Source organism: Echinicola vietnamensis DSM 17526 (genome assembly GCF_000325705.1).
Classification (GTDB): Bacteria; Bacteroidota; Bacteroidia; order Cytophagales; family Cyclobacteriaceae; genus Echinicola; species Echinicola vietnamensis.
The window spans coordinates 2088519-2105000 of record NC_019904.1 but is presented as its reverse complement, the minus strand read 5'-3'; the positions used below and the strand labels follow the sequence as shown (position 1 = coordinate 2105000).

The following is a 16482-nucleotide window of genomic DNA, read 5'->3' as shown; positions in this document are numbered from 1 at the left end:
TGGGAATGCAAACATAGAGCTCTTTCTTAAAATTACCAAACCGGCCCTTGATTTTTTCTATTGGTTTTTCGCAACTCGCTATTATTGAGTGGAATATTTTAACAACTACTTTGGCCGCTTGTACACAGGCACTGTACTACACGGCTCACCATACATAATAGACTTCGCTTTTCCTTTCAGTAAACGTACCACTTCTCCGTATGCAAAAATGGGAACAGGAAATTTACTGCATCCTTTGATGACTACTGGTCTACCTTCGAAAGTAGCAGGATCAATCGCCATAAGGGCTTTCTGGAATAGGTACCGCTCCAGATCTTCTACTGAGCCCACTGCCACATCCTTGGCCACTCCTTCCAAGTAGGTCACCACCAACATATATGCCCAGGTCGGCACAATCGCATCCACCGTACAATCTACCGCTACAAACTTCCCACGGTATTGCTCCCAATCAAGCTCTTTTAAAGCCTTTCTAAAATCTCGCTCCTTCAACACGAGCTCTTGGAACAAAAACACTTTCAGGTCAAACAACACACGATCTGTCCCTTGGCCATAATATTCCTCCAAGTCTATTGTCACTATTGGACTATTGGCTACCCTGTTCACTATTTCACTCATAAGGCTAATGGATTTTTCTTTGATTTAAGAACCCTAAATTCCTTCAAGTAGTTCGGTTCGAAGTAAGCTAAATCGACAAAATCTTTTTGACGAAACTTCTTCAAAGCCAAGTCACCTACACTTGCCGCTGAATTATACACTTTCAAAAAGCGGGCGTTGGGATGATCGATTACCTCTGCCACCTTCCCGACAGCATCACCACAGCAATACACCCTTCCGCTTTCCAAATAAGCTGCATAGGATTTTTCATCCACAATAACCGGTGTGATTGGTTCTATTTCCTGCAGCTTACCATCGAAAACTTTGCTGTAAACTTCCATTCTCCTTGCGTCTATCAGCGGCACTATGAACGATTCGGGCTCAACCATATCAACCACCTGATGCGCCAAGGCATCTAATGTGCCCACGGCTATTAAGGGCAACTGATGCGCGAAGGCGATTCCTTTAGCGGTAGAAACGCCAATCCTTAAACCGGTATAGGAACCTGGACCTTCTGAGACAGCTACGGCATCCAACGCCCCACTGCCCACTCCTACCTGCCCAAGCAGATCTTTTATCAAGGGCATAAGCTTTTGGGCATGAATATTCTCTTGACGAAGCTCCATCAAGCCCACCAAGCCATCATCATTATGCAGTGCCACTGAACATACCGAAACTGCCGTTTCTATGGATAAAATCAACGTCATGAAAGCATCATTAATTCATCATACATCTAAGACCACTGTTCCAATTTTCGGAAGTGAATTCAAAACTTAAAAAACTCCTCCCCAAACCCCAAAAGGATCCAGAAAGGAGTTTTGACCTCAGAGAGGAAATTACTTCTTGGCCATTGCGGGCTGGAGCATTTGATGATAGTGTGCTTCATCAGAAAGAATCTCCACTGCCTTGGCCACTTCTTTATCTTGATCTAGGGAAGCTTCTACTACCCCTCCTTCGTAATAATACCTCGATATGATCTCATCCTCGAGCGCCTCCTTAATTTCTTCTTTGAAGGTCACCAAATCCTGTTCCTTGTTATGGCTGACACTTTTTTTCAGCGAATCAATCTCACCCTTAATATCTTCGAAGTACTTTTCTTCTTTTGCATATTCCTCCAGGTCTTCAATCGTTTTTTCCACCCTGGTCACATAATCATATTCCTTTCCTTCCAGCCAACTCACGAATTCATCATAAAGCGCATCATCCACTTCAAATGTCCGCGGGGAAGAAATGCTGTCATGTTCGTAATAAAATTCATTCGCAAACTCAAACACCAAGCTTCTGGCCACTAAACTGTACGTAATGGGCGCATAGGTTCTTGCGTCGACTTCTTCATCAGGCATGATCCCTTCTCCATCCCACACGGTCCGGCCATTCGTTGTCTTAAATTCATGACGCAACGAATCGGCTACACTTACAGCCCTTCCATCCTTTCCTCGCTTGCTGTAATCGATTTCCTGTATACAACGACCGCTAGGAATATAATACTTGGCAGTAGTCACTTTAACCTGTGCATTGTAAGAAAGCGGAATGGTACTTTGCACCAACCCCTTTCCAAAGGTTTTTCTCCCTACCAACACTGCCCGATCATAGTCCTGAAGTGCTCCTGAAACAATTTCAGATGCCGAAGCTGATCGCTCGTTTACCAAAATGGCCAGTGGAATATGCTTATCGACCGGTGAGCGATTGGTCTTATATTCTGCATTTACATTTTCCAACTTACCAATGGTACTAACCACCTCTTTACCTTTTGGCATAAACAAACTCACGATATCTACCGCTTCTTTCAAAATACCGCCAGGATTGTCCCTCAAATCCAAAATAAGTCGATCTGCACCTTGCTCCTTCAACTCCACCAATGCTTTTCTTACATCATCTCCCGCATTGGTCGTGAAATCAGTCAGTTTGATAAATCCTATGTGATCATTTACCATTCCATAATAGGGAACGTTATTGATCACGATCTTTTTTCTCATAATATCAAATGACAACGTATCCTCTCCCCTCTTCACCATTACCTCCACTGGCGTGTTGGCCGGTCCCTTCAGCATTTCGGAGATCTCAGAAGTCACTAGATCCACCACATTCACGGTGTCTATCTGAAGGAGTTCATCCCCAATTCTAAGCCCTGAAGATTCCGCCGGAAATCCTTTGTAGGGCATTAATATCATGTTCTTCCCAAGCCTATTGCCGATCATGGCTCCAACCCCACCATATTCTCCAGTGGTCATGGTCCTAAAATCTTCAGACTCCTCCTCTGGAATATAAGTGGTATATGGATCCAACTCCTCCAACATGGCATTGATTCCAACAGTTACCAGCTCCTCTGGTTTAATTTCATCAACATAATAAGAGTCTAACTCCCTGATCAAGGAAGCGAAAATATCAAGGTTCTTCGCTATCAAAAAAAGCTTATCGTTCTTTCCCTTAAAGGAAACCAACACTCCCCCACCAACAATTAGCACCAAAAAAATGGCTATTAGGCTACTTCTTTTCTTCATCATCATTACGGTTTGCTCCTTGCCTGTCTGCAAGTCGATTTAATACTTTCTGAACCTTCGACTGGATTTTGTGAAATTCTTCCAGCCCAGGCGCTACATATACGAAAGCTATCAATTTTTTGTTGTTTTTACCATTTATAAGGATTGATTTGTTGAGCCGATAAGCCTCTTTCATCCTTCTTTTTAGGTAATTTCTGTGAACGGCTTTTCTAATTTTCCTTTTGGAAACAGAAAAAAGTACCTGATTGGCCTCCTCCTCCCCTTCCAAGGGGAGGTAGATAACCTTAAATGGATATAAAAAAAAAGAGGAACCTTTGTCAAAAAGTTCCTTTATTAACTTTTGAGAATGTAATCTCTCCTTCTTTGGCAGCCTATAGTCCATAGTGATAAGGCAACAAGGAACGAATAAATTACTTCTTAAGCGTCTTTTCAGAAGATACGGACAATTTATGTCTACCTTTTGATCTTCTTGCTCTGATCACCCTTCTGCCGTTAGGTGACGCCATTCTTTCCCTAAATCCGTGCTTATTTCTTCTTTTTCTGCGAGAAGGTTGAAATGTTCTTTTCATGATCGTTTAAATTTTATATCGGTTACAGAAAACCTAACGGGACTGAACACCCATCGCCGCTTATTCTTTTACCGATTTATGTTTTGAATTTTTTCCGCTTTTATTTGTCCTTGTTTCCAGTATACCCTGAAAAGGACTGCAAAGATAGCCACGTTTTTTTTATTTACAAATCAGTGGCTTACTTTTGTTTACTGTAAAGCACAAATGTAAATGGAATACCTGATATATAGAAACAATCCTGTCAATCAATTTGTACAAATTGAACTTTCTTTTGACTGTGAAAGCAACACCACCTATTCCCTTCAGCTTCCGTCATGGAGACCTGGACGGTACGAAATCACCAATTATGCCCAAAAAATCCGAGCATTTCAGGTAAATCATGGCACGGAGACCATCCACTGGCAAAAGGAAACCAAAGATCTGTGGACGTTTAAATCTGTACAGGCTGGACGGTATCGCATATCCTATGAATTCCATGCGGCACAAATGGATGCTGGAGGAAGCTGGTCTGATGATGAACAGCTCTACATAAATTTTATCAATTGCTGCTTTGCAGTAAAAGACTTCGAGAACGCACCGGTGAAGGTCCAGCTCAACCTTCCTGAGGGTTTCGAAGTAGCTACAGCACTGCCCAAGAAAGGGAAACATCTATATCAAGCCACCGATTATCAACACCTCGTGGATAGCCCCTTGATGGCATCCGCAAGCCTAAAACACTACAGCTATCAGGTAAAACGCAGCAATTTTCATTTATGGTTTCAAGGCGAAATCCATTTCGACGTGCCTCAACTCATTCGTCAATTTGAAGCATTTACCGAAAAACAGGTCGATGCCTTTGGGGAATTCCCTGCCGAAGATTACCACTTTTTATATCAGCTTCTACCTTACAAACATTACCATGGAGTAGAGCATCAGTTTTCCACAGTAATTACTTTTGGTCCAGCTGATTCACTAAAGGAAAAAAGTGAAATGGATGAATTCTTTGGTGTAAGCTGTCACGAACTCTATCACTTCTGGAATGTTTGCCGCATCAGACCAAAACCACTGCTGCCTTATGATTTTTCAAAAGAGGTGTATTTTGATACAGGAATCGTTGCGGAAGGAGTGACGACTTATATGGGAGATTTATTTTTACTAAAATCAGGCTATTTCAGCCTAAGTACCTTTTTGGATAATATGCAGAAACAACTTGCCCGGGAGTTTGGCTCCTTTGGATGGCAAAATCAGGCTATATCCGCTTCCAGTTGGGACCTGTGGCTGGATGGCTACAAAGCAGGAATTCCCGAAAGGAAAGTCAGTATTTATAACCGTGGGGCATTAATCTCCACCATTCTGGACCTCATGCTATTGGACCAAGGAAGTAGCCTGCACCAAGTCATGAAAATAATGTGGGAACGATTTGGCAAACCCCAAAAAGGATATACCATGCAGGATTTCACTCAGGTCATAGCCGCGTGTTACGGAAACGATCAAGTGATCCAACAATTTTTCGAAAAGTATGTCCAGGAAAACCACGACATATTCCCTCTATTGTGTGAACAAATGGAATCTGTCAACATCAGCATCAAAACCATTCCCCATACACAAGTCCTTGCTGCCAACTGGGGGATACAGGCCCTTTCTGACGGAACGATTTCAAAAGTTCATCCTGATAGCCCTGCCTATAAGCTTCTCATGCAAGGAGACAAAATCATCACCATCAACCACCAAAGCTTTTCCCCAGCACTGCCCCTAGAAAACGAACCGTTACAGCTAGAGATTGATCGCTTTGGAAGAAAACTAACCCCTGCCCTGGAAGCCTCTACGACAAATTACTACTTGGAGTATCTTCTGATTGCAGGAGAATCCAATCCTAAACGGAAGCGTTGGGTAAAATAAGGACAAGCCTCTTTATTAAAGCCGTGAAAATCAAATAAATAAGCTTATTTATTTGTATATTACTGCTAAACAAAACCCAAAATGACATGGAAACTATTTCAAAAATCGAACTATGGGCAGACACCCACCATCCTAAGTGGATAGATTTCATTAGAATGGCACTGGGTTTATTTATCTTGTACAAGGGCATCTTGTTTATTGCCAACACAAATGCCTTGATGGAAATGATGAGCAATAGCGATCTACAGTTCTTTAACCTTGCCTTGGCACATTACGTGGCCTTTGCTCATTTGGTAGGAGGCTTTATGATTGCCGTTGGCCTACTGACACGCTTTGCGATTATATTCCAGATCCCCATATTACTGGGGGCGGTTTTCTTTATTAATATCAACCAAGGGTTCCTTTCTGCAGCAAACAACCTAGAGTTTGAATTATCCTTGATTGTATTGATCTTATTGGTGGTGTTTCTGGTTTATGGATCAGGAAAATTTTCACTGGACCATTGGATGAAAAACCATCCAAATTGGTAAAAATGCTATGAAACAAAAAAGAGGCTGTCTCATAAGTCCACGTCATATGCGCAAGATAGCACATCGAGATCTCCTGCTACCCTCAGGCAGGCTACGCTCGTGATGGCGGATAATAAGACAGCCTCGTTCTATTATGGCTAACCGAGAAGGAAATTAAAATTCAAAAAGGGCATTATCCAATTCTTGGTTAAATACTACAGAAGTGATATTGGCCTCCATGGGAGCAGGCATCATCGTGTTGGCAATCACCATTTTAGAAGGAACCATAATACCATCTACTTCCTTATAATCCTTATAACTTACCGTTCCCGCTGCTTCTGATTCTGTCTTTAGCTTCAGGCCAGATTCCACGCTGTAAAACTCAGCAGTCTCCACACCACTGGCATCTTTAAGGAGCAACTTATAGGCTTCTTCTCCTTCCACATCTTCGGTGCCACCATAGGTCACTTCATAGCCCAATTCCTCATAAAACAATTCCGGAAACACAAAAGTCTGGCTTTTCATGGAATTTAGCTGATCTTCTGTCAGATCTTGTTCCTGCCCCATACTGACCACCTTACCTTTGTTATCTTTGATGACAGTCTTGGCCACTTGGTTACCGTTCATCTCTGTAAGGTTCAATAGTCGATTATGTTCTTGGTCCGTTACTGCTTTGATCACAAGGGTCATCCCTTGGATTTCAGTTTCCATGTTCATTTCCATGTTTTTGATTGCCTTGACCTTGTCAATGCCACCTGCTGCTTCGATATACCGATCCACTACCTCCTTTACGGTCACCTCTTGGGAAGCGATCAGATGCTTTTTCTCCATGGATTCATTGGCTTGGACATCCACGCCACTCATCATCAGTGATGCCACCAATGCAATCATTGCCTTTTTCATAGTTATATATTATTTAAAATCTTCGTCTGTTAACGTCGCATTAAACTCGAGTGACTCGACCGTGGTGTTTAACGGCGCAGGAATCATTGGGGATTTTACCACCATTTCCATGGCATACTTCACACCATCATGCTCTTGATAATCGGAATAAGTGATTTCACCGGTCTTTTCATTTTCACTCTTCAGTTTTAAACCCGTTTCCACACTATAATAGTTCACACTTTTAGCACCAGTGGGATTGGATACAATTACTTTATAGGCATTTTGGCCATCGATGTCTTTCACCCCATCCAGCGCTAATGTATACATCAATTCCTCAAAATGTACCTCTGGAAAGATAAACATGTTCATCTTTGCCTCCTCATACTGCTCATCGGTCAATTCCTTGTTTTGCCCCATGGCTGTAACGGTTCCTTTTCCTTCTTGGAGTACTGTATTGGAGACGGTATTTCCCATCATCCCTACCTTTTGGCTAAACCGCATACCTGGATCATCATATACCATGGTCATTTCAATCACTTGCCCTTGCACCTCCGCTTTTACTTTCACCTTGGCTGTTTCGATAGCATTCACTGCTTCTTCTCCACCGATTGCCTCAATATAATTGGCCACCACCTTCTCGGCAGTCATATCGATATCGGTCATTTCTATCTCTTTGGCAGGATCGCCCCAATTGTCATAAAGGCTGACAGGACCAAACTGGTCAAGCTTATCTTTAATGTCCGTACCATTACCCACAATGGTAATGTACATATTTTCGGGCTTGATGTATTTTCGTGCAGCAGCATTGATATCTTCCACCGTGAGCGCACTGAGGCGTTGCAAATAGGTTTTATAAAAATCCTGGGGCAGTCCATAGCGCTCGATATTTATCGCAAAACTCGCCAAGGTGGAAGGGCTTTCCAATGACCTACCAAAACTACCACTAAGATTTGCTTTGGCCGCTTCGAGTTCATCTGCCGTCACTCCTTCATCTACGATATGGTTGATTTCATAAATCATTTCTGACACCGCAGAATCTGTCACCTCGGTCCTCACGGAAGCTCCCGCCGAAAAACTGGTCACCAGTTGGTCTGAGCCGATGCTTGAATAAGCACCATAGGTATATCCTTTGTCCTCTCTAAGGTTCATGAATAGCCTTGAAGATGATCCTCCTCCAAGGATATAGTTTAACACCCGCGTATCAAGATAATCTGGATTTTTAAGGCTCATCTCAAGCGGATAAGCTATATCGATTACAGACTGTACTGAGGCTGACCTGTCCACCAATGCCACCTCATTCTGCGCTGGGGGCGTAGGAGTAGCATAGTCCATCTCTGGAACTTGGCCTTTCTCCCAACTTCCAAAATGGGATTTCACTACCTCTTCAGCCTCCTCTTTATTGATATCGCCTACAATGGCCAAGTAGGCAATGTTTGGTTTGAAGTAGGTTTCATAATATGCTTTGATATCCGCTAATTCTATGGCTTCAATGGATTCCTCTGTCCTAATCTCTCCGTAAGGATGGTCCTTTCCATAGACCAATTTCCCCGCTAACCTTGACGAAATCGCATCAGGTTCATCCCTGGATGTGGCTAAGCCCGTTAAGGATTGCTTTTTAAGTTTATCCAACTCTTCTTGGGGAAAAGACGGGTTAAATAGCACGTCAGCCATTAGGTCAAGAATCTTCCCTTGATGCTCCTTTAATGACGATCCATATAAGGAAGTCGATCCTGCACTTAAGGAAGCACCGATAAAATCCACTTCCTCATCCAATTGATCCTTGGACCTGTTTGTGGTTCCGGCCATCAGCATCTCTCCTACAAACCCTGTCATGCCAGCCTTGTCTTTCTCCAAAATAGGATCTCTATCCAACACCAAGGAAAAAGCCACTCTTGGCAACTTATGATTCTCCACCACAAAAACCTTCAAGCCATTATCCAACGTAAACGTCTCAGGGTCTTGCAGCTCTATCTTTGGCGCAGGCCCAGGCTCAGGATACTTACTTCTATCTACTTGTGCGTGACCCATCGTAGTGATAGCCATGCAAAGGAATAAATATATTATGCTCTTTTTCATAGGTTTGTCCACATTCATGTTAAAAATCAATCTTGAGGTTGCGCTGATTTAGGCAAGTAATAAAGCACCACTCTGCCATCCAGTGTAAGGTATTCATTGGCCACACGCTTCAAATCCTCTCGGGATACCGATCGGTATTTCTCCAGCACCTCATTGATATGGCTGGTATGGCCAAAAAACACATGAGACTGTGATAGGCTCTGTGCAATCCCAGACAATGTACTGTTACTGCTGACCACATCGTTCTCAATAATGTTTTGAAGCTTCTCAAAGTCACTCTCTGACACCCCTTCTTCCTGAACCTGCTTGATCAGTTTATCAATTTCGGTCTCCAATTCTTCTGCCTCAACCCCCATGTTGGTAATGCCATACATTATAAAGATCCCGCCATCTTCTAAATCCAGCGGAATTGCAGCCACTGCTAATGCCTTCTGCTGCTTATCCACCAATTCCTTCGTCATCAAGGAAGAATTTCCGCCTGTAAGGTAAGTAGACAGCATATCCATCGCATAAGAATCCGGATCGGTTTTGGGAGGTAAATTATACGCCTGAATCACAGCGGGAATCTGAATATTGTCGTAGACGATATCCCTGATCTCCTCTGTTTTTACCGGTTCAGTGATATCAGGGCGATAAATCTCCATCTTCCCACGAGGAATTTCTGAAAAATACTTCTTTACCCAAGCTTCAGTCTGATCATAGTCGATATCACCAGCAATGGTCAAGGTAGCATTATTGGGAACATAAAACTCATTGTAGAACCCCATAAACTCATCAAGGGTCGCTGCATTCAAATGCTCTAAAGAGCCGATAGGCGCCCATTGATAAGGGTGTTTTGAATAAGCACGCTTCAGCGTTTCTGGAAGAATGGTACCGTAAGGTTGGTTATCATAACGTTGCCTTTTTTCTTCCTTTACCACTTCCCGCTGAGTATCCACTCCTACTTGGTCAATCTTGGCGTGAAGCATTCGTTCACTTTCCATATATAAAGCCAGTTCTAATTTGTTCGATGGAAGCGTTTCGTAGTAATAAGTAATATCATTACTCGTATATGCATTCAACGTGCCTCCTTCGGACTGGATTTTCTTCATATACTCCCCTCTACCGATATTCTCACTCCCTTCAAACAGCAGGTGCTCAAAAAAGTGGGCAAACCCTGTTCGTTCTGGATCCTCATTTTTAGAACCTACATGATACAAAACAGATGTCACCACAATGGGTGTGGTGTTATCCTTATGCATGATGACATGCAAACCGTTATCCAGGTCAAATTCCTGAAACTCAATTTTGTTTTGCGCAATGACCGGATAAACCAACAGACTGGTTATCGTCAAAATTAAAAAACAGATTTTTCTCATACTTGGGTATTTATATATATTGTGGGCATTTAAAATCGTAAATAATATAAATGTATTTTTAATCAGATAAACTAACAAACAATTGAATACTTAAATCTACGCAGCTCCATCCTAAAAAACACATTCGAACTTAGAATTGGTAAATATAACCCTTAACAAGCCATAAAAATAGCACAGGGATATTTTTAGTGGCATTAATCAAGCTTGCCTTACGACATTTAGCTACAATACAACCTCTTTTTGGAAGGTATAAAAGCTGGACTTAGCTTAAATCTGCATCCCTCTAAACATCATCACCTTGCGGTCTAGCGCCCTCTTCACTGGATCTAGTCGGTAAACTGAAAAACTAAAGACGGACAGCTATTCACGATGAAGCGACCAGGATTACTCATATTCAATTAATGGTGTTTATTTTCTAATTATAATCAGGAAGCACTTCCGGTATCTCCGAAACCCTATCTGCCAGCACCATTAAAAGAAAGGAGAGGCGTCTAGCACCCCTCCTTTCCTAAATAATCAGCACAGGAAGTAAAAAAATAACCAACATAGTAATACTAAAAATCCGCACTTGTTCAACACACTCCTGAGCGATTTTCATCAAAAAATATCAATACTTAACCTCCATTCACCAAAAGAGGCATTACAAAAATTGATAGCGCAAATATATATAGGCTAAATGACCTAAATTATGACAAATGTCATGTTTCTGAAAAAGCCTTAAATTTCTTTAAAAACGAGGACAACAGCAGGATAAAGGCCCACTGCGCAGTCACTATTTTGACCAAGCGGAGAAGTTGGAGACTGTGGGTTTGCTAAATGGTAAAACAGCGATAGACAAAAATGCCACAAGGTCCCAAGGGCACCAAGTGGCTGTTGTGAACCTGGACTTAAAGGAATGTATCGTTCCTCAAGCCTTGGCAGGGAGCCCTCTTCATAGTCAAAAGCAAGACCACGGTAAATTTGCCCATCCAATGTTTTAGGTTTTAGCCGCATTGACAGCCCTATTCCCCCCAGAAATAATGCTTGATCCTTTTGGTATGCTTCTTCTTCTCATGAATAACAATATCGCCAGGAGACAAAAAGAAAGGGATACACCACACATGTATCCCTTCTGACGTTAATCAACACGAGAACTAAAAAATCACCAACATAGTAAATACTAAAAAATATTGTCTTTAATCTATGTACGCTCTCCACCTCAATATTAGTGCCAAGAGCAACCATCAATTAATATTTAAAAGATGTAGCCAATGCTGATAGCTGACCGATAAGGTAAAAACAGCAACCCAGCTGGAAAGTAACTACACCTTTTGCAGTAGTTTCATTTTATTCTAATCGAGCTATATTGCCTAGCAGAATAGGTTTAAGGCGATCAATCAACGAATTTCTGAATCCCCCTCTCCTCTCTGTTTCGTTATTATAAAGGTACCTTGAGTGCGTGCACAAAACTTGCACGGAGAACATTTTTTATGTATTCGACTGATAACCAACAAAAAAATAATAAAATAACTGGGGCAAAAAACCTTAAAATGGTGAATTTAACCCCAAAATTTGGCCGTTCACGTGCGGTTTAGATTCGAAAATAATTGACTCCTGTCGAAACTTAGGTAAGCGATATTAAAAAATTCCATTTATTTTCAGATGGCCATAGCGATTAGCCTGCCTCATTTAGCCATTCCCATTCAGGAAGCCATTCCGGAATGATGGGTAGATACATTCCGCCATAAATATTTTCCGTCTCCTCAGGACCGATGACCTTTAATGTAAAAGTCATCTCAAGGTGCTTTTCATCCACATAGTGAAAACTATTGATCTTCCTTGAAAAAGCAACTTCAAGCCCCATGTCCTTAAGGCTTTCCAAATGATTATATAACTGCCTTCTACTGATACCCAAGCGCGTGGACAACTCCTCAGGAGAACCTGTTTTTTCTTCTTTCACCAATTTATTGATGAGTTGAAGGCGTTCAATATGTTTAATAAAATTCATAATTCATCTGTCATTAACCCAAAACAAAAGCCTGTTTTTGGACCATTTGATAGTATCTCCCTTCCTGAGCAAACAGTTGGTGGTGACCTCCCTGTTCTACCAGTTCTCCTTTTTCCAATACCAAAATACGATCAAAATCCCTTACTGCCGACAATCGGTGCGTAATAAAAATAACAGTCTTTCCCTTTTTTACCAAAGTTCTGATCACCCTTTGGACATATTCCTCGGATTTCGGATCCAGGGAAGCATTGGCCTCATCCATCACGATAATTTCAGGATCCCGGTACAGGGCGCGGGCAATAGCCACTCGTTGCCTCTGCCCACCAGATAGTGATGCACCATGTTCACCCAAAAAGGTAGCAAAGCCATTGGGCAATCCTTCTATAAAATCCATCATCCCCAATTCATGACAGATCCCTACGATCTTCTGAATATTGGGCTGATGATCTCCAAAAGCAATGTTATCAATTAAGTTGCCGGCAAACAAATCTACCTGCTGCGGCACCACCCCCACTATCCGCCGTAAACAACTGTGCTCAATGTAAGAGATATCGTGAATGCCTATTTTTATTTGCCCAGCCTCCAAAGAATAAAAGTGCTGGAGAAGGGCTGCCAATGTAGATTTGCCGGAACCGCTCTCCCCTACTACTCCGGTGACTTTGCCTTTGGGAAAGGTCAGGTTAAGACCATCAAAGACCTTGGCCCTCGAGCCATAACGAAACACCACCTGCTGAAAAGCAATGTCTCCTATGTCCTCCCGCTTGATCTCGAATTTTTCTTTCTTTTCCTCCACTTCCAAGTCCATAATCTCAAAAAGCCTGTCTGCTGCTATGACCGCATTTTGCATGGTTTTGTTCATCCCTATAATGCCCACCAAGGGCCCTGTAAGGTAACCGATCAAGGCATAAAAGGACAGCAGCTCTCCGGGGGTGATTTCATTTTCAAGCACATACCCCGCCCCAATCCACAGCAAAAGGATCGTAAAGAGACGAGAAATAAACTCGGACGAATTACTGGAAAACACATTATTCAACCCTGAACGATAGATAGACCCCAGCATGTTGATGAACTTGCCCTCTGTTTTGATATTGGCATAATCCTCAGCCCCAAACTGCTTAATGGTTCTCACCGAGTGGATAGACTCCACCAACTGCGACTCCAACTCTGCCGTATTTTCCATCAGCCTGCGCTCCACCCTTCTGTTCAAATGGTTAGTGACCACATACACCACTAGATAGAGGGGAACTATCATCAGCATGATTAAGGCTAATTTCCAATAAAAGGTAAACATCAAGGCAAATGAAAAGAACACTATAAAAACGTTCACAACAATACTGATGGACACGTCATTAATAAACGCTCTTATTTTCACCGCATCATTGATCCTGGAAATGATCTCCCCCACGCGCATGGTATCAAAAAACCGCTGGGGCAAAGACAGCAAATGCTTATAATAACCCAAAATCAATCGAGCATCGATCTTTTGCCCTGTTTTGATCACAAAAATGGATTTGTAAACTCCAATAAAAATCTGAAAGAGCAATAGCAATATCATGACTACGCTCATCAGGTTCAATAAATTGGTATTTCGGCTTATGAAGACATTATCAATGATCTTTTGGACGTAAATGGACGTGGACAAGCCTAGCACGGTATAAATTCCCGCCCCAAAAACAGCCTGCAGCATCACGCTCTTATGCGGGCTGATCAAGTACCAAAAGCGTTTGGCCACAGAAACTGTCTCATTCATGGCCTTGAATTCCTCATTGGGCATCAGCAGCACCATCACCCCCGTCCAAATGTCCTTAAATTCGTCATGGGAAAGTTTCTTCATCCTGCCCTCTGCTGGGTCCATCACCTTGACATAACGCTTGGTCACTTTATAGATCACCATATAATGGTGGAGTGTTTTGTTCAACACCACATGAACGATAGCCGGTTTTGGCACTTGAAATAAACTTTCAAAACTCCCCCGAACACCTTTGGTAGAAAAGCCCAATTTTCCCGCAGCTTCGATCAACCCAAGGACATTGGTACCCTTTTGGTCAGTGGAAGCGAGTTGGCGAATTTTAGAGATCGGTATTTTTAGCTTATAATTACTGGCAATCGACGCCAGACAGGCCGCCCCACAATCTGTAATATCCCGTTGTTTTATGCTTTTGCTCATGAATCTAACTCCTCACTTGTTTTACATGGCAGGATTAAGCCAGTTGTCTACTTTATCATACAATAGCTGGTACAAAGAACGTCTTGCCACCAGGAAACGGCCGTTAAAGGTCATCCCTCTTTTCACATTTCCCTTGACCCCATTTTTCAGGTAAAGCGCTTCTTCGGCAAGGCTACAAACCACACGAAAGGCCACTTGGTTTTCGCTGATCATATTGATATCCTTTGAAATTTCCTCTACCGTGCCTTCAAGCAGTCCCCACTGGTTATAGTTATAGGCATCCACCTGAAGATTGACACGCTGCCCGGGCTGGACAAAGGCTATATCGGCCGGATCTAAAAAGGCTACCGCCTTCAGGGTACTGTCGGGAGAGATCTCCGCTATTTTCTGGTTGGCAAAGACAAAATCCCCAGTCTTGATATTCTCGAAATTGATGATCGTCCCCGAAACACCCGCCATGATTTTATATTGGTGCAGCTGGTCACGCAATCGCTTTTTATTATTGGAAAGCTTATCCCATTCATTTTGATAATCGCGTAACTCTTGCTCCCAAGAAGAAATCTTCTTACTGTGATAAATATCCAAGTTCGCCAAAGACTGCTCAAACTTCGATCGGTACTCGTCATACTCCACCGCGGAAATCGCCTTACTATCAAAAAGTACCTTGGCACGCTTGAGGTCACGCTTCTCCTTTTCCAAAACCGTCTGAAGCTGCTGGACACCCGACACATACTCAAAGAAAGCCGCTTGGTAATATTTGGTGGTCAACGTCCGCCCCACAAATTCATCGATGCGGTTAGGACTCAGTTTCATCATTTTCCTTAGATCTCCAATAAAATTCTGCACCAAGGCCTTTCGGCTATCCACCCCGTCAATCTCCAAGTCTACTTGATCTGACTTGATCTCTGCCAATACCTGCCCCTTTCCGACAGATTCATTTTCGACAATGCTTATCGATGAAACCCGGCCAGAAACTGGGGAATGGATTTCATTTCTCCCCAAGGATGTCTGGAATCTACCTCGGGCGCTGACCGATACATCCACATAAATAAAAGGAAGACTTACCAAGATCCCGGTCAAAACTAGCAGTACGCTCAGGTAAATGACCTTTGACCGAACAGAAATCTTGCTTTGATAATGTTCGGTGGTTTGATTGATGATACTGGCTGGAAAAATCGTTTTCATCCGTGATTCATGTTAAACAACGAATAATATAACCCATTCCAACCCAAAATAAAAAACACCTACTGCAGGTAAAACACACCAATACTACATTCACACACACTATTACGACACAAAAATCATTTTATCGGTTTCAAAAAGCACAATATTAAATTTGAGTAAGAAAAAGAGGCTCAGCAAAATATTTTAATAAAAGACACAAAAAACGCTCTTTCTATAAAAATCACGTCTCAAAGGAACCAAGTGGATGCGCTAACCTGGACTGAAAGGAAGTTATCATTGCTGTGTGCCTTGCAGCCTTGGTGGTGATCTATTGTTCCGATAAACAAAGAAACCAATCGTCCCCAGAAATAGCCTTGATCCATACCTCGCTAATTTTTCTACTTTATCCCTGATTTACGCTATGCTTCCTCTCAGGACAAGGCACAAAAAAGCCACCCTTTAAAAAAGGGCGGCTTCCTATATCATACTGATATAAAATCTTACGCTTCAGCAGGTACTACGCTTACGTAGGATCTACCATCGTGCTTTCTCTTGAATTCTACTTTCCCATCAGCTACGGCAAACAATGTATGGTCTTTTCCAACCTTTACATTCAGGCCTGCATGATGCTTGGTTCCTCTTTGTCTTACGATAATATTACCGGCAATCACAGATTCACCACCAAACTTTTTAACACCAAGTCGTTTACTGTGGGATTCTCTACCGTTTTTAGAACTACCGACACCTTTCTTGTGAGCCATAATCTTTAATGTTTTAGGGCTATAAGATTAAAC

The 16482-nt window shown here is 42.3% G+C and carries 14 protein-coding genes; 2 read left to right on the top strand and 12 right to left on the bottom strand.

Annotation, left to right across the window (positions count from 1 at the left end):
* Positions 1–105: 105 nt before the first annotated feature.
* The 5 genes from ECHVI_RS08770 to rpmH form a co-directional block, all read right to left on the bottom strand.
* Positions 106–615 (bottom strand): DUF2480 family protein, encoded by a 510-nt coding sequence (locus tag ECHVI_RS08770; RefSeq protein WP_015265615.1) that lies wholly within the window; start codon positions 613–615, stop codon positions 106–108.
* A complete protein-coding gene (gene tsaB / locus ECHVI_RS08765) occupies positions 612–1301 on the bottom strand; it encodes a tRNA (adenosine(37)-N6)-threonylcarbamoyltransferase complex dimerization subunit type 1 TsaB (protein WP_015265614.1) in 690 nt (229 codons plus the stop codon). The genes ECHVI_RS08770 and tsaB overlap by 4 nt, the downstream gene beginning before the upstream one ends.
* Before the next feature lie 129 nt (positions 1302–1430).
* A complete protein-coding gene (locus ECHVI_RS08760; protein WP_425386811.1) occupies positions 1431–3098 on the bottom strand; it encodes a S41 family peptidase in 1668 nt (555 codons plus the stop codon).
* Positions 3079–3477, bottom strand: coding sequence for a ribonuclease P protein component (locus ECHVI_RS08755; RefSeq protein WP_015265612.1), 399 nt, complete (start codon positions 3475–3477; stop codon positions 3079–3081). The genes ECHVI_RS08760 and ECHVI_RS08755 overlap by 20 nt, the downstream gene beginning before the upstream one ends.
* Positions 3478–3505: 28 nt before the next feature.
* Entirely contained in the window at positions 3506–3664 is a 159-nt protein-coding gene (gene rpmH, locus ECHVI_RS23290; protein ID WP_015265611.1) for a 50S ribosomal protein L34, read from the bottom strand.
* A gap of 210 nt (positions 3665–3874) precedes the next feature.
* On the opposite strand from rpmH, the gene ECHVI_RS08750 reads away from it, so the two are divergent.
* Both ECHVI_RS08750 and ECHVI_RS08745 read left to right on the top strand, forming a co-directional pair.
* Positions 3875–5542: a M61 family metallopeptidase gene (locus tag ECHVI_RS08750; protein WP_015265610.1), complete on the top strand. Its 1668-nt coding sequence runs from the start codon at positions 3875–3877 to the stop codon at positions 5540–5542.
* An 86-nt stretch (positions 5543–5628) separates the two neighbouring features.
* Positions 5629–6072 (top strand): DoxX family protein, encoded by a 444-nt coding sequence (locus ECHVI_RS08745; RefSeq protein WP_015265609.1) that lies wholly within the window; start codon positions 5629–5631, stop codon positions 6070–6072.
* 153 nt (positions 6073–6225) lie between these two features.
* Here the strand turns inward: ECHVI_RS08745 and ECHVI_RS08740 are convergent, their stop codons facing one another.
* The 7 genes from ECHVI_RS08740 to rpmA all read right to left on the bottom strand — a co-directional run bounded on the left by ECHVI_RS08740 (position 6226) and on the right by rpmA (position 16449).
* Positions 6226–6954: a hypothetical protein gene (locus ECHVI_RS08740; protein WP_041738449.1), complete on the bottom strand. Its 729-nt coding sequence runs from the start codon at positions 6952–6954 to the stop codon at positions 6226–6228.
* A 9-nt stretch (positions 6955–6963) separates the two neighbouring features.
* Complete coding sequence (locus ECHVI_RS08735; protein ID WP_041739652.1) at positions 6964–9012, bottom strand: insulinase family protein; 2049 nt, start codon at positions 9010–9012, stop codon at positions 6964–6966.
* 26 nt (positions 9013–9038) lie between these two features.
* On the bottom strand, positions 9039–10370 hold the full coding sequence (locus ECHVI_RS08730; protein ID WP_015265607.1) for a M16 family metallopeptidase: 1332 nt from the start codon (positions 10368–10370) through the stop codon (positions 9039–9041).
* A gap of 1654 nt (positions 10371–12024) precedes the next feature.
* Positions 12025–12357 (bottom strand): helix-turn-helix domain-containing protein, encoded by a 333-nt coding sequence (locus ECHVI_RS08720; RefSeq protein ID WP_015265606.1) that lies wholly within the window; start codon positions 12355–12357, stop codon positions 12025–12027.
* A gap of 13 nt (positions 12358–12370) precedes the next feature.
* Complete coding sequence (locus ECHVI_RS08715) at positions 12371–14524, bottom strand: peptidase domain-containing ABC transporter (RefSeq protein WP_015265605.1); 2154 nt, start codon at positions 14522–14524, stop codon at positions 12371–12373.
* Between the two features lie 21 nt (positions 14525–14545).
* Positions 14546–15709: an HlyD family secretion protein gene (locus ECHVI_RS08710; RefSeq protein WP_015265604.1), complete on the bottom strand. Its 1164-nt coding sequence runs from the start codon at positions 15707–15709 to the stop codon at positions 14546–14548.
* Between the two features lie 479 nt (positions 15710–16188).
* The gene (gene rpmA / locus ECHVI_RS08705; RefSeq protein WP_015265603.1) at positions 16189–16449 is read right to left on the bottom strand and encodes a 50S ribosomal protein L27; all 261 of its coding nucleotides are present in this window, start codon (positions 16447–16449) and stop codon (positions 16189–16191) included.
* Positions 16450–16482 lie beyond the last annotated feature (33 nt).

Bases quoted from the DNA above. Each gene is read 5' to 3' on its own strand.
- ECHVI_RS08715 (WP_015265605.1), bottom strand. From the start codon at position 14,524: ATGAGCAAAAGCATAAAACAACGGGATATTACAGATTGTGGGGCGGCC.
- ECHVI_RS08740 (WP_041738449.1), bottom strand. From the start codon at position 6,954: ATGAAAAAGGCAATGATTGCATTGGTGGCATCACTGATGATGAGTGGC.
- ECHVI_RS08755 (WP_015265612.1), bottom strand. From the start codon at position 3,477: ATGGACTATAGGCTGCCAAAGAAGGAGAGATTACATTCTCAAAAGTTA.
- tsaB (WP_015265614.1), bottom strand. From the start codon at position 1,301: ATGACGTTGATTTTATCCATAGAAACGGCAGTTTCGGTATGTTCAGTG.
- ECHVI_RS08750 (WP_015265610.1), top strand. From the start codon at position 3,875: ATGGAATACCTGATATATAGAAACAATCCTGTCAATCAATTTGTACAA.
- ECHVI_RS08735 (WP_041739652.1), bottom strand. From the start codon at position 9,012: ATGAAAAAGAGCATAATATATTTATTCCTTTGCATGGCTATCACTACG.
- rpmA (WP_015265603.1), bottom strand. From the start codon at position 16,449: ATGGCTCACAAGAAAGGTGTCGGTAGTTCTAAAAACGGTAGAGAATCC.
- ECHVI_RS08710 (WP_015265604.1), bottom strand. From the start codon at position 15,709: ATGAAAACGATTTTTCCAGCCAGTATCATCAATCAAACCACCGAACAT.
- rpmH (WP_015265611.1), bottom strand. From the start codon at position 3,664: ATGAAAAGAACATTTCAACCTTCTCGCAGAAAAAGAAGAAATAAGCAC.
- ECHVI_RS08760 (WP_425386811.1), bottom strand. From the start codon at position 3,098: ATGATGAAGAAAAGAAGTAGCCTAATAGCCATTTTTTTGGTGCTAATT.
- ECHVI_RS08720 (WP_015265606.1), bottom strand. From the start codon at position 12,357: ATGAATTTTATTAAACATATTGAACGCCTTCAACTCATCAATAAATTG.
- ECHVI_RS08745 (WP_015265609.1), top strand. From the start codon at position 5,629: ATGGAAACTATTTCAAAAATCGAACTATGGGCAGACACCCACCATCCT.
- ECHVI_RS08730 (WP_015265607.1), bottom strand. From the start codon at position 10,370: ATGAGAAAAATCTGTTTTTTAATTTTGACGATAACCAGTCTGTTGGTT.
- ECHVI_RS08770 (WP_015265615.1), bottom strand. From the start codon at position 615: ATGAGTGAAATAGTGAACAGGGTAGCCAATAGTCCAATAGTGACAATA.